The 13,385-nt window shown below is 64.2% G+C and carries 12 protein-coding genes; 6 read left to right on the top strand and 6 right to left on the bottom strand.

The annotated features are described in order from the left end of the window. Positions 1-2: 2 nt before the first annotated feature. Positions 3-1,055 (bottom strand): MoxR family ATPase, encoded by a 1,053-nt coding sequence (locus tag ACBR42_RS03175; protein ID WP_110546533.1) that lies wholly within the window; start codon positions 1,053-1,055, stop codon positions 3-5. Positions 1,056-1,149: 94 nt separating this feature from the next. Here ACBR42_RS03175 and ACBR42_RS03170 point away from each other — a divergent pair, with 94 nt between their 5' ends. The 6 genes from ACBR42_RS03170 to ACBR42_RS03145 all read left to right on the top strand — a co-directional run bounded on the left by ACBR42_RS03170 (position 1,150) and on the right by ACBR42_RS03145 (position 8,116). After that, a complete protein-coding gene (locus tag ACBR42_RS03170) occupies positions 1,150-1,725 on the top strand; it encodes a DUF1285 domain-containing protein (protein ID WP_102323198.1) in 576 nt (191 codons plus the stop codon). Continuing rightward, positions 1,722-2,945 (top strand): CCA tRNA nucleotidyltransferase, encoded by a 1,224-nt coding sequence (locus ACBR42_RS03165; protein ID WP_371207260.1) that lies wholly within the window; start codon positions 1,722-1,724, stop codon positions 2,943-2,945. Before ACBR42_RS03170 ends, ACBR42_RS03165 begins: the two co-directional genes overlap by 4 nt. A 52-nt stretch (positions 2,946-2,997) precedes the next feature. Then, positions 2,998-4,782 (top strand): ABC transporter ATP-binding protein, encoded by a 1,785-nt coding sequence (locus ACBR42_RS03160; protein ID WP_102323200.1) that lies wholly within the window; start codon positions 2,998-3,000, stop codon positions 4,780-4,782. Positions 4,783-4,997: 215 nt separating this feature from the next. Beyond that, positions 4,998-6,107, top strand: a complete 1,110-nt coding sequence (locus tag ACBR42_RS03155) for an HlyD family secretion protein (RefSeq protein WP_102323201.1) — start codon at positions 4,998-5,000, stop codon at positions 6,105-6,107. Further along, positions 6,104-7,681, top strand: coding sequence for a DHA2 family efflux MFS transporter permease subunit (locus ACBR42_RS03150; protein WP_102323202.1), 1,578 nt, complete (start codon positions 6,104-6,106; stop codon positions 7,679-7,681). The genes ACBR42_RS03155 and ACBR42_RS03150 overlap by 4 nt, the downstream gene beginning before the upstream one ends. A gap of 15 nt (positions 7,682-7,696) precedes the next feature. Next, positions 7,697-8,116 (top strand): NUDIX domain-containing protein, encoded by a 420-nt coding sequence (locus tag ACBR42_RS03145; RefSeq protein WP_371207259.1) that lies wholly within the window; start codon positions 7,697-7,699, stop codon positions 8,114-8,116. Here ACBR42_RS03145 and ACBR42_RS03140 read toward each other — a convergent pair. Genes ACBR42_RS03140 through gpmI form a run of 5 tightly spaced genes read right to left on the bottom strand, consistent with a single transcriptional unit; the run spans position 8,098 to position 13,300 of the window. After that, positions 8,098-8,601 carry an RNA pyrophosphohydrolase gene (locus ACBR42_RS03140; RefSeq protein WP_371207258.1) on the bottom strand — a complete coding sequence of 168 codons (504 nt, stop codon included), beginning with the start codon at positions 8,599-8,601 and terminating at the stop codon, positions 8,098-8,100. The two genes, ACBR42_RS03145 and ACBR42_RS03140, sit on opposite strands and share 19 nt — an antisense overlap. 21 nt (positions 8,602-8,622) lie before the next feature. After that, a complete protein-coding gene (locus ACBR42_RS03135; RefSeq protein WP_102323205.1) occupies positions 8,623-10,233 on the bottom strand; it encodes a S41 family peptidase in 1,611 nt (536 codons plus the stop codon). Continuing rightward, a complete protein-coding gene (locus ACBR42_RS03130) occupies positions 10,220-10,354 on the bottom strand; it encodes a hypothetical protein (protein WP_371207257.1) in 135 nt (44 codons plus the stop codon). Before ACBR42_RS03130 ends, ACBR42_RS03135 begins: the two co-directional genes overlap by 14 nt. Before the next feature lie 25 nt (positions 10,355-10,379). Further along, the gene (locus tag ACBR42_RS03125; RefSeq protein WP_371207256.1) at positions 10,380-11,693 is read right to left on the bottom strand and encodes a murein hydrolase activator EnvC; all 1,314 of its coding nucleotides are present in this window, start codon (positions 11,691-11,693) and stop codon (positions 10,380-10,382) included. 53 nt (positions 11,694-11,746) lie between these two features. Then, positions 11,747-13,300 (bottom strand): 2,3-bisphosphoglycerate-independent phosphoglycerate mutase, encoded by a 1,554-nt coding sequence (gpmI, locus tag ACBR42_RS03120; protein ID WP_110546513.1) that lies wholly within the window; start codon positions 13,298-13,300, stop codon positions 11,747-11,749. Positions 13,301-13,385 lie beyond the last annotated feature (85 nt).

The raw sequence follows: 13,385 nt of genomic DNA, 5'->3' as shown, positions 1-13,385 counted from the left end.
GGTCAGCCGATCCGCCCGACCAGCGTATCGACCAGTCCCGACAGGCTGGTATTTTCCGCCCGCGCGGTAAAGGACAGGGCCATGCGGTGGACAAGGATGGGATGCGCCAGCGCCGCCACATCCGCAATGGTGGGGGAAAGCCGCCCGTCCAGCAGGGCGCGCGCACGGGTGGCCAGCATCAGGGCCTGTGCGGCGCGGGGGCCGGGACCCCATGCCACGGCTTCGCGTATCACGGGATCATCGGTGGTTTCGGGGCGGGCGGAGCGGACAAGGCGCACGATCGCATCCACGACCTGTTCGCCCACCGGCAGGGCGCGGACCAGCCCCTGCGCGTGCAGCACGTCGGCTGCACCCAGCACCGGACTGGCGGTGGCGGTGGTGGTGCCCGTGGTGGCCAGCAGCATGGCGCGTTCGGCCTGAATGTCCGGGAAATCGAGCGTGACCTGCATCATGAAACGGTCAAGCTGGGCTTCGGGCAGGGGGTAGGTGCCTTCCTGCTCGATCGGGTTCTGGGTCGCCAGCACATGGAAGGGGCGCGGCAGCAGGTGGTTGGTCCCGGCGATCGCGACCTCGCGCTCCTGCATCGCCTGCAGCAGGGCGGACTGGGTGCGGGGGCTGGCGCGGTTGATTTCATCGGCCATGAGCAACTGGCAGAACACCGGCCCCGCCACGAAACGGAAGCTGCGGCGGCCACTTTCATCCTCATCAAGGATTTCGCTGCCCAGAATATCTGACGGCATGAGGTCGGGCGTGAACTGCACGCGTCGCGCATCCATGCCCATCACACGGCCCAGCGTCGTAACCAGCAGCGTCTTGCCCAGTCCCGGCGCACCGACCAGCAGCGCATGGCCACCCGCAAGGATGCTGGTCAGCACAAGCTCGATCACCCGGTCCTGACCAAGGATGACACGGCCCAGTTCCGTACGCGCCTGCTTGAGGCGGCCGGCCATGGCTTCGGCCTGCGCGGCGATCTGTTCGCCGGTCAGGGCAGTGGAAAATGTCATGCCCGCCTGCGGCGCTGCATGGAGGGGCGAATTATCATCCATGGTCATCATTCCAACAGTCTGACAGGTCCGGGGGTTTCATCAAGCCGGTGTTGATCCCTATATCAAGTCAAGCAGCTTCCATAGTGTCGGGTTAACGCAATTGATGGACGATTTCGAGGCTGGAGAGATCCAGCCGCATCCAAACCTGCAGTCGGCGACCACATGTGGCGCGCTGCCTTTTCTGATCCAGCGGGACGGGACATGGCTGTACCGGGGCAGCCCGATCCGCCGCAAACCGATGGTGTGCCTGTTCGCATCCACCCTGCGCCGCGATGCGCAGGGCGGCTACCGGTTACAGACACCGGTGGAACAGGGCACGATAGAGGTGGAGGACGCACCCTTCGTCGCAACCGAACTGGAATGGCATGGCTGCGGGCGTGGGCAGGTGCTGTCGTTTCGCACCAATGTCGATCAGGTGATCTGTGCCGGGCCGTCACATCCGATTCGCTGCGACTGGGACGTGCCGTGCGAAAGCTGCGGCACCGGGCCGGTACCCTACATCCATGTGCGTGACGGGGACGGGGCATTGCCTGTCGAAGCCCGCATCGCCCGTCCCGTCTATTACGAACTGGCGGCGCTGGCGGTGGCAGGACATCACCGGGGCGTGCCCTGTCTGGGGGTGTGGAGCCAGAATGTCTTCTTCCCCCTGTCGGCCATGCCGGCTGAAGGCTGTTCATGACGGTAGATAGCCCGCTTGCCCGCCTGCGGCGTGACATGCCCGATGTGGCGCGGCAACTGGATACGCTATGGGCCATCGTGCCCGATGCGCGGCTGGTGGGTGGGGCTGTGCGCGATCTTCTGTGCGGGCGGACGGTGACGGACATGGATCTGGCTTCCCCCCACACGCCGGGGGACGTGATGGAACGCCTTGGCCATGCCGGGATCAAGGTGGTGCCGACGGGCCTTGCCCACGGAACGGTGACGGCGGTTCTGGATGGCCGTCCGTTCGAGATCACGACCCTGCGCCGCGATGAGGAAACCGACGGTCGCCACGCCACCGTTGCATGGACCCATGACTGGCGCGAGGACGCGGCACGACGCGATTTCACCATCAACGCCATGTCATGCGACCGGGCAGGCGTGGTGCATGACGCTTTCAATGGTCAGGCCGACCTTGTGGCGGGATGTGTGCGGTTTGTAGGCGACGCCCGCCAGCGCATTACCGAGGACGCCCTGCGTATCCTGCGCTTTTTCCGCTTTCAGGCCCGTTATGGCCGGGGCAGGCCGGATGCGGCGGCCATGGCGGCCATCACCGATCTGGCTGCCCTGATCGACCGTCTTTCGGTCGAGCGCGTCTGGTCGGAACTGCGGCGTATCCTTGTCGGCCCCAATGTCATGGAAACGCTGGAACAGATGCAGGCCAGCGGTGTGCTGGACCATGTCCTGCCAGAAGGTTGCGACATGGTGCGCGTGGGCAGGCTGCTGGCCTGTGGCGCGCCAGCGGATGCGGTGCTGCGTCTTGCGGCCCTTGTAGCAGGCGATGTGCGCGCCGTGGCCCGGCGGCTGAAACTGTCGCGTGCCGATGGGACGGCGCTGGCGCAGACACGCGGGGATGCCGTGCCGCTGCCCGGCATGGATGCGGGCACGCTTGCCCGCCTACTGGCCGACCATGCCCTGCGTGACCTGCTGTGGCGCACATGGCTGTGTCAGGCCGACCGGATCGGGCAGCCCGACATGCAGTGGGATGCGCTGCGCCACCGGCTGGAAAAAATGCCACGTCCGGCCTTTCCCCTGACCGGACGTGATCTGGTGGCGGCAGGCTGCGCGCCCGGCGTGGGGGTGGGGCGGGCGCTGGCGGAAATGCGCCAGTGGTGGCTGGATAACGGGTGCGTTGCGGATCATGCCGCCTGCCTGCGGCATATGCATGACGTCCTGCGGCAGGTCGGACATAATTTGTAACCGTATGTCGCGGCACTTTGTTTTGCACAGGCTTGCCGTTATAGGCCGACGAATGAACGTAATTCCAACGCCCGGACCAGACCGACAGGCCCCGCAGGCCGATACGGTGCCGTCGCGTCGCCTCATGCGGCGGCTGTGGCGCGATGAACTGGCCGGTCACAAGCTGCGCATACTGGGGGTTATGGTCATGACTGCGCTCATGGCCATATTCAGCGCGCTTTATCCGCTGGTGATCCAGCGCGCGCTGGACATGTTCGCAGCCCATGATCCGCGCATACTTTATCAGGTGCCGCTTCTGGTCGTGGTGATTACGGTGGCGAAGGCCATCTCCCAGTACGGGCAGTCCATCGCGGTGCAGTCGCTGGTGCTGATCGTCATTCGTGGCCTGCAGGGGCGGATGTTCCACCATCTGGTCCATGCCGATATTTCCCGTATCGAAACCGAGGCTCCGGCCCAGATCGCCGCGCGGTTCACCACCGATGCCGTCTCGATTCGGGAGGCGATGATCCGTGCCACCAACGCCCTGGGCGACGGTGTTACGGTGGTGGGGCTGATTGCCTCCATGCTGTATATGGACTGGGAACTGAGCCTGATCGCCGCCGTGCTGTATCCGATCGCCGCCATGCCGGTGCGTAAGCTGGGCAAACGGCTGCGACGGGAATCCGGCGGGGTGCATGAGCAGATAGGCGAGACCAGCGCCATGCTGGCGGAAAGCTTCAACCAGTCGCGCACCATCCGTGTCTATCGTCTGGAACAGGCCGAGCAGGCGCGTGCGGATAACGTTCTGGACGTGCTGCATGACCGTCTGCTGCGCATTGCGCGGGGACGCGCCCGTGTTGATCCGATGCTGGAGGTACTGGGCGGTATCGCCGTGGCCGCCGTTCTGGGCTTCGCGGGCTGGCGGGCGACGCAGGGCGGCGCGACGCTTGGCGATTTTTCCGGTTTTGTCGCGGCCCTGCTTCTGGCTGCCCGTCCGCTGCGTGCGCTGGGCACCCTCAACATCGCCCTGCAGGAAGGGCTTGGCGGCCTGCAACGGGTCTTTGACGTGATTGACGAACCCGTGGCAGTGGCGCAGGCACCCGATGCGGTCGGGCTGCCTGCAGGCCATGGCGAACTGTGTTTCGAGCAGGTTTCCTTTCAGTATCCTGATGGGCGCATGGGGCTGGACGGACTGGATTTCATCGCCCGGCCGGGTCTGACCGTGGCGCTGGTCGGGCCATCGGGCGCGGGCAAGTCGACGGCGCTGTCCCTGATCCCGCGCCTGCATGACGTATCGGGCGGTCGCATCACGCTTGATGGCGTTGATCTGCGGCACCTGATCCTGCCTGAACTGCGCGATGCGATTGCCTATGTCAGTCAGGATACGCTGCTGTTTGACCTGCCGGTCGTGGACAACATCCGCATGGGCAACCCGCAGGCGACGGATGCGCAGGTGCGCGACGCCGCGCGTGCGGCGGCGGCAGATGAATTCATTCAGGCCCTGCCGCAGGGCTACCATACGCGGGTCGGTCCGGGGGGGCAGCGCCTGTCCGGTGGCCAGCGGCAGCGTGTGGCACTTGCACGCGCCCTGCTGCGCAATCCCCGCGTGCTGCTGCTTGATGAAGCCACCAGCGCGCTGGACAGCGAGAGCGAGGCCATTGTCCAGCAGGCCCTTGCCCACCTGCGCCATGGGCGGACAACCATCGTCGTCGCGCATCGGCTGTCCACCGTCCGGTCTGCCGACCTTGTGGTGGTGATGGCGGCGGGCAGGGCGGTGGAATGCGGTACGCATGATGCCCTGATCCAGCATGACGGACTGTATGCGCGCATGGTGCGCAATCAGGCTTTCACCCTTTAGGGGCTGTCCCCCAACCCGGATTCTGGCGGACTGAAATGTCCGTAGCCGGGGGCAGGTAGCCGCGAAAACATCGATCCGACGTGGTGGAATATGCATCCGGAGCGGTGATGGCGGTTGAAGTGCGGCAAGCTTCGTGTCATGGATTGACCGACCCGTTCGGTCAATGCGTGGAATGACAGGATCAGGGGCTGCAATCAAAGTGATGAGGGAACCAGATGGCCGCGGACGAAGGCAAGGCAGCTGAAGACGGACATGTCGTCGCACAGGATGACGGGGATAATCAGACGAAAGAGGGATCATCGCGCCGCAAGCTGATCCTGATTGGCGTTGTGGTGGTGGTGCTGCTTCTGGGTGGTCTCTACTGGTTCCTGCATCGTCATGAGGTGGAAACGGACGACGCCTTTACTGCCGGTCGCGCCGTGGCGGTGGCCCCGCATGTTTCCGGCTATGTGACCGAACTGGCAGTGAACGATAACCAGTATGTTCATCAGGGCGACGTGCTGGCCCGTATCGATGACCGTAACTGGCGCGCCCAGCGCGATCAGGCTCAGGCTGCGGTGGATATCGCGCGTGCGCAGGTCCGCAACTACAGCCTGCTGTCGGAAGTGGCGAAAAAGAATTTCCCCGGCCACCTGATGGTGGCGCAGGGCCAGCTTGCCGCCGCGCAGGCGCAGCAGTTCCGCGCGGAAACCGATTACCGCCGCCAGCATGGTGTCACGCGTGAGGCGACATCGCAGCAGAATATCGACTACGCCACCGCCGCCCTGAATGCGGCGAAGGCGCAGGTGCTTGAAGCGCAGGGCAACCTTGAAACCGCGCTGCCTGTCATTCCCAATATTTCCAGCACCGAAGCCCGCGTGACCGAGCAGGAAGCCCAGCTTGCGCAGGCCGAGGCCAAACTGCGCGAAGCGGAACTGAACGTGGAATGGACCACCATCCGCGCGCCGCATGATGGCTGGATCTCGCAGCGCAATATCGAACGCGGCACCTATGTCAACGCGGGCCAGACGGTCATGTCCGTGGTCGAGCCGGAGGTGTGGGTCGTGGCCAACTACAAGGAAACGCAGCTTACCCGCATGCGTCCGGGCCAGAAGGTGGATATTGCCGTTGACGCCTATCCCTTTCTGAAGCTGCGCGGACATGTGGATTCGCTCCAACTCGGCACGGGTGCCACCTTCAGCGCCTTCCCGCCGGAGAATGCGACGGGCAACTACGTGAAGATTGTCCAGCGCGTGCCGGTCAAGATCCTGATTGACGAAGGACTGCGCCAGGACGTGCCGCTGTCGCTTGGCCTGTCGGTCGAGCCGACGGTCCACACGGAATGAGCGCGCAGGCGGCAGGCCCCGCTGGCGCGGCGGATGGCGGGGGCTGGAAGCCGAAGCACAACCCATGGCTGATCGCCGTGGTGGTGACCGTCGCCGCCTTCATGGAGATTCTCGACACCACCATCGTCAACGTGGCCCTGCCGCATATCGCGGGCAGCCTGTCATCAACCTATGATGATGCGACGTGGACGCTGACCTCCTATCTGGTGGCGAACGGGATCGTACTGACCATCTCGGGCTGGCTGGGCAAGCTGCTCGGGCGCAAGCGCTATTTCCTTATCTGTATCGCCATGTTCTCGCTGTCGTCCTTCCTGTGCGGCATCGCGACCAGCCTGCCCGAACTGATCCTGTTCCGTCTGATGCAGGGCTTTTTCGGCGGCGGACTGCAACCCAACCAGCAGTCCATCATTCTGGACACCTTCCCGCCCAACAAGCGTGCGGCGGCCTTCGGGCTGACCGCCATTGCTACAGTGGTGGCCCCGGTCCTCGGCCCGTCCCTTGGCGGGTGGATCACCGATAACTATTCGTGGCGGTGGGTGTTTTTCATCAACGTGCCGGTGGGCATCCTTGCCACCATTGCGGTCTCGATCATGATTGATGACCCGCCATGGGCCCGCAAGCAGAGCGCGCCGCTCGATTTCGTGGGGATCGGCCTGATCACCATTGGCTTCGGCTGTCTGGAAGTGGCGGTTGACCGGGGTGAGGATGAGGACTGGTTCGGCTCGCGCATCATCGTGATCATGAGCATCCTCGCCGTGCTGGGTATCGGCGGTGCGATCGTGTGGCTGCTGCGGGTCAAGCATCCGGCTGTGGACCTGCGGGTGTTCAAGGACAGGAATTTCGCCGTGGGGACCGGTCTCATGGGGGCGGTTGGGGCGCTGCTCTATTCCTCGGCCATTATCGTGCCGCAGTTTTCCCAGCAGATCATGGGGTATACGGCCACCCTGTCGGGGCTGATCCTTTCACCGGGCGGTGTGGCGGTCATCATCCTGATCCCGATGGTCGGTATTGCGATGAAGCACGTCCAGCTTCGCTACATCATCGCCTGTGGCTTCTTCCTTATGGGCGCATCAATGCTGTGGTCGGCGCAACTGGTGCCATCACTGGATTTCCGGCATCTGGTCATGTTCCGCATGAGCCAGACGGCCACGCTGGCCTTCCTGTTCGTGCCGATTTCGACCATCACCTATGCCACCCTGCCACGCGAACTGAACGCCGATGGATCGGCCCTGTTCAGCATGTCACGTAACGTTCTGGGGTCGCTGAGCATTTCCGGGGCCACCGCATTGGTGACGGAACTGCGGCAGGCCCACCAGAACCAGATGGTCCACTGGATGACGCCCTACCACCAGCCATTCAATGAATACCTGGCACAGAGCCGGGCAGTGGCCCTTGCCCGTGGTTATGCGCAGAGCGCCATCAATAATGTGGCGATGGGGCGGTTGTATAAGGAGTTCCAGAGACAGGTCGCCATTCTGGCCTATAATGAGGTGTTCATGATTCTGGGCATCGGCGCAATGCTGGTCGTGCCGTTCTGTTTCCTCATGGCGCCACTCAAGGGGGGCGACAAGTAATAAGGGCTTAGGTGTATGGCGGGGATTATCCGGGTTGTATGTGCGGCGGTCATCGTGCGCGAACGGTTGCTGGTCGTACGCAAGCAGGGCACGACCGCCTTCATGCTGCCCGGCGGCAAGCCCGATGCGGGTGAAAGCTCGCAACAGGCGTTACAGCGTGAAATACGAGAAGAACTGGGATGTGGCCTGACACCGGGCAGGGAACTGACAGGTGATTTTTCTGATACGGCGGCCAATGAACCCGGTCATATCGTTCAGGCACGCATATGGCTTGCCCTTCTGGACGGCGCGCCCGTAGCCGCTGCCGAGATTGCGGAACTGCGCTGGGTTACGGTCGATGATATGATGACCCTGCCGCTTGCCCCGCTACTGCGCGGCAAGGTCATGACCGCGCTTGTGCACGGTGGTCTTATGTCTCAGGCCGCGACGGCGTAGCGGGCGAAATAATCCGCCAGTTTGGTATAGATTTCTTTTTTGATGCCGACATTGAGATGGGGAAGCTGCTCCAGCCTGACCCATTTCCACAGGTCGAATTCCGCAGGCAGGTGCGTATCCAGCCTGATATCCGCATCCTGTCCGGTAAAGCGCAGGGCGAACCAGCGCTGGGTCTGTCCACGGTAACGGCCGCCCAGCGCCCGACCGATCAGGTGCGCGGGCAGGTCGTAACTGAGCCATTCGGGGTAAGTGCCGATGACCTGCACGGCGCTGGTCCCGATTTCTTCGCGCACTTCACGCAGTACGGCGGTTTCGGGCGCTTCACCTTCATCAATGCCGCCCTGCGGGCACTGCCATACGCCTTCATCAGGCGGGCCACCCGCGCCGGGCATGTCCGTCCGGCGCGCGGCCAGCACCATGCCCTGTCGGTTGAATACAAGCGCGCCCACATTCGGGCGGTAGGGCAGGGTGGCGGGATCGGTCATGGGGTCAGGCTTCCGGCACGATCAGGGATGGGCAGGTGTGGCAGGCGCAGCGGGTGCCGCAGGCGCTGCCGGTGTCGATGGAGCCGTGGCAGGTGCCTGCTTTTCCGCCGGGGTGGATGTGGGTGAAGGTGTCGTCGTCGGCACGGGGGCCTTCGGTTCCCCGCCTGCCGGTGCCGATGTGGTGGCAGGCGGTGTCGGCTGGGATTTGTCATTATTGTGGGATTTGTCGTCATGCACCGGCGCATCGGCAGCAACCGGCAGGCCCGCCATGGACCGTACGACCTTCAGCCCTTCCTGCAACTGGAAGTCCGTCGTGGGCTTCAGCGGGTCGAATTCCGGCCAGTTCGCCGGGGGCTGGGCGGGGATGGTCCTGGCGATGGCGGGCAGGTCGGTGCGCGAAGGGGGCTGCGCCGTATTGCCGCCGCGGTTCTTGATGATATGCGCCAGATCCGCTTCATGGATGCTGTAGCCCGCATCATCATGTGCTTCACGCACGGTAATGTCGGGTATGATCCCCAGACCCTGAATCGAACGGCCTGACGGCGTGTAGTAGCGCGCCGTGGTCAGGCGGATCGCCCCTTCGCCCGGAATGGGCAGGATGGTCTGCACCGATCCCTTGCCAAAGGTCTTTTCACCCAGCAGCACGGCGCGCTGGTGATCCTGAAGCGCACCGGCCACGATCTCGCTGGCGGAGGCGGAACCGCCATTGATCAGAACCACGATCGGCAGGCCGTTGGTAATGTCGGTATTATGCGCATCCCAGCGCTGGCTGTCCTGCGGGTGGCGGGCGCGGGTGGACACGATCTCGCCATTGCGGATGAAGTCCGAACCCACATCAATGGCCTGCGTCAGCAGCCCGCCCGGATCGGAACGCAGGTCGATGATAAGCCCTGCCATCTTGTTATGGGTCTGGGCCTGCAGCTTCTTGTAGGCCGCGAGCAGGCCGGACTGCGTTTCCTCATTGAACTGCGCGATTCGGATATAGCCGATCGTGTCATACAGCGAGGATTTGATGACCAGCAGCGGAATGACCGCGCGCGTCAGGGTCAGGATAAGGGGCTTGGGCGCCTTTTCGCGGATCAGCGTCAGCGTGATGCGGGTATCGGGCTTGCCGCGCATGCGGGTGACCACCTGATCCAGCGGCTGGCCGTCGATATTCTTGCCGTCGATGGCGACAATGAAATCGCCGGGCTTGATGCCCGCGCGCGCGGCGGGGGTATCGTCAATGGGGGAGACCACGCGGACATGCCCGTCCTCACCCTGAACTTCCAGTCCCAGCCCGCCAAAGGTGCCCTTGGTCTGGACCTGCAGGTCGGAGAACTGCTTTTCCGTCATGTAGGAGCTGTGCGGGTCCAGTCCGCTCAGCATGCCGTTCAGCGCGTTGGTGATCAGGTCGCGGGTGGAAACGGGTTCGACATAATTGGCCTTCACCTTTTCCAGAACGTAACCGAACAGGAACATGAGCTGTTCGATTTCACGCGGAGAGTTGTCATCCTTGGAGACAATGTCAGCCGCATGGGCCATGGGGGCAAGGTTGCCCCACCTGCTGGCTGAATAGTGGGCGATCTGCGGGGCCGCTGCGATCCCTGCAAGAAAGGCGCAACCGATCAGCAAGCCATTACGGAACTTCATGCGTCGTTGTCTCCTGGATGCCCGCCGCCTTGTCCCGGCTGGCCTGCATGTATTCTTCGCGTTGCGTTGTAACCTGATCCTGCCCATCCGTCACGGGTGGCAGCATATACCGAACTTGCATGCGGGCAAAACCGTCTCGCACCATATCACAGATATGGAGCCGGATTGACGGTATTACCCCCCTGGCGCAACTGCACGAACAGGGTGGGCCTGCTGCCGCCCCCATTCCATTGGGGCATCTGCCCCACCGCGGCCCCATGGCTGACCTGCTGGCCCGCCGTGACCGCGATATCGCCCAGTCCCGCCAGTACGAAGCGGTAGTGTTTCCCGCAATCAAGGATTATCATCTGTCCGTATGTGCGGAACGGGCCGGCAAAATCAATACGTCCGGTGCACGGTGCGCGCACGGTCGCGCGCGACGGGGGGGCGTAGGTCACGCCTGTCGCCGGTCCGGTTTCGGTCGACTGGCCCCATGCGGTCAGCACCGTGCCTGCCACGGGCGCGCCCGCGCTACTGCTGGTAGCGGGGGTGATGCCGGGTCCGGCGCCTGCCGCCATTTCATGCGCCTGCCTGCGGGCGGCGGTGGCTTCCTGCATGTTATGGGCGCGCTCGGCAGCGCGGGCGGCCTGTTCAAGGTTCTTTTCCGCCTGCTGTTCGGTTTCCTCGATGCGGGCAATCGCATCCTGCACGCTTGATGCCCGGCGGGCTGCTTCCTCCACCGCCTGCGTGGCGCTTGCGGCAGCGGCGTTGGAGCGCTGCTGGGCCTCAAGTGCCGCCCGCGCCGCACGATTGACCGTATCGCGCTGGCTTTCGCGCGCGCTGACCACAAGGCGCATCTGCTGCTGCTGCTGGGCCAGTTCGCTGTCAAGCTGGAGCAGGCGGGTGCGGCGGTCGTGAATGGCGCGGGTCTGGCGGGCGATGTCGGCCATCATGCCATGGACCACAAGCAGCCCGGTTACGGCCCGGTCGGCGGGCAGGGGCACGGCCAGCAGCGTATCCGCCGGGTAAAGGGACAGCCGTTCGGCCAGCGGCAGCAGGGGGGACAGGCGCGCGACTTCCCGGTCAAGCTGCTGGCGCAGCGTCGCCTGTTCGGTGTGCAGGTCGGCAATGCGGCTGTCCAGATCGGCTGCCTGCTGTTCCGTATGTTGCAGGCGGGCGCTTGCATCCACCATGGCGGCGGACAGGCTGGCCGCTTTTTCCGCGTCCATACGGGCCTGTTCGCGGGCGGCCTGCTGCACCTTGCGGCGTTCTTCCAGATCATGCGCCTGCTGCTGTTCGCGGGCGAGCAGGTTTTCATGCGCGGTGCGGGCGGCATCCAGTTGCTGGCGGATTCTGCGCGCATTGGCGTCATTCGTGGCCACGCCAGCCACCAGATGGTGGGTGTGGCTGGCTCCTGTCGCAGTAGTGGCATGGGGCGCGGGCGCGCACCATGCGTATGTTATTGTGCCCCATAAAAGCATAAGCCCGCCGGCCAGATGGCCGGGCCAGCGGGACAGCGGGTTCTGGCGTGATGTCAGGATGGCGTGGACCCGTCGATCAGGGAATGGCCGGTCATGGCGGCGGGCTGGGGCAGGCCCATGAGCTGCAGCAGCGTGGGCGCGATATCGGCCAGACGGCCATCATGCAGGCTGACCCCGTCCGCACCCGTCAGCACCACCGGCACCACATTGAGGGTATGGGCAGTGTGCGGGCCATTGGTCTGCGGGTCAAACATGGTTTCCGCATTGCCATGATCCGCCGTGACCAGCAGCGCGCCACCTGCGCGGTGAATGGCGTCCACGATCCGGCCCAGCCCCTGATCCACGGCTTCGACCGCCTTGATGGCAGCGGACAGCACGCCGGTATGGCCGACCATGTCCGCATTGGCGAAATTGAGCACGATCAGGTCGTATTTGCCGCTGTCGATGGCTTCCACCGCGCGGTCGGTCAGTTCGGGCGCCGACATTTCCGGCTGAAGGTCATAGGTCGCGACCTTGGGCGACGGGACCATGATCCGGTCTTCCCCCGGCAGTTCCCCTTCGCGCCCACCGTTGAGGAAGTAGGTGACGTGGGGATATTTTTCGGTTTCCGCCATGCGGATCTGCCTGCGTCCGGCGGCCGAGACCACATCCCCCAGCAGGTCATGCAGTTCCTGCGGCGGGAACAGCACGGTAATCAGTTCAGCCAGCCGGTCGCTATAGCGCGTCATGCCGGTAACGGCGGCAAGGTTGACCAGACGGCTTCGTTTGAAGCCATCGAAATTCGGCTCCAGCAGCGCATCAAGCAACTGGCGGATACGGTCGGCGCGGAAATTGAAGCTCAGCACGCCATCCCCGTCGCGCATGCCGCCATATTCCCCGATTACCGTAGGCAGCACGAACTCATCCGTGGTGCCTGCGGCATAGGCCCGGTCCAGCACTTCCAGCGCGTCGCCCGCCCGCTCGCCCTGACCGGCGACGATGGCGTTGTAGGTTTTTTCCACCCGGTCCCACCGCCGGTCGCGGTCCATGGCGTAATAGCGGCCCGAGACCGTGCCAACCCGCACACCCGCCGGAAGCTGGGACAGAAGCTGGCTGACATAACCATGCCCCGATTGCGGCGCGGTATCCCGTCCATCGGTAAAGATGTGGAAGGTGACAGGCACGCCTGCCGCGCGCACGATGCGGGCAAGGGCCACGGCGTGGTCCTGATGGGCATGCACCCCGCCGGGGGAGACGAGGCCAAGCAGGTGACACGTGCCCCCGCTGGCTTTCAGCGCGGCGATGAAATCCTGCATGACCGCGCCCTGTGCGACCGATCCGTCCGCCAGTCCGGTGGAGATGCGCGGCAGTTCCTGCATCACGACGCGCCCGGCACCGATATTGAGGTGCCCGACCTCCGAATTGCCCATCTGCCCTTGCGGCAGGCCGACATCCTCCCCACAGGTCTTGAGGAAGGCGCGCGGTCCCGCCTGCCACAGCCGGTCGAAGGCCGGGGTATGCGCGGCACTTACCGCGTTGTTCGACGGGTCCTCGCGCCAGCCAAAGCCGTCCAGAACGGCAAGCATGACCGGACGCGGCACCCTGTTTGCTGCTTCATGGTCGCTCATGGGGTATTATCTCCCTGTTTTATTTTATGTGGCATCATGCCCTAAAAGCAGTCAGCGTGAAATGCCCGTCTGCTGGAGGAAAAAA

Source organism: Komagataeibacter sp. SM21 (assembly GCF_041402665.1).
Lineage (GTDB): Bacteria > Pseudomonadota > Alphaproteobacteria > Acetobacterales > Acetobacteraceae > Komagataeibacter > Komagataeibacter saccharivorans.
This window is presented reverse-complemented; position numbering and strand designations above follow the sequence as displayed.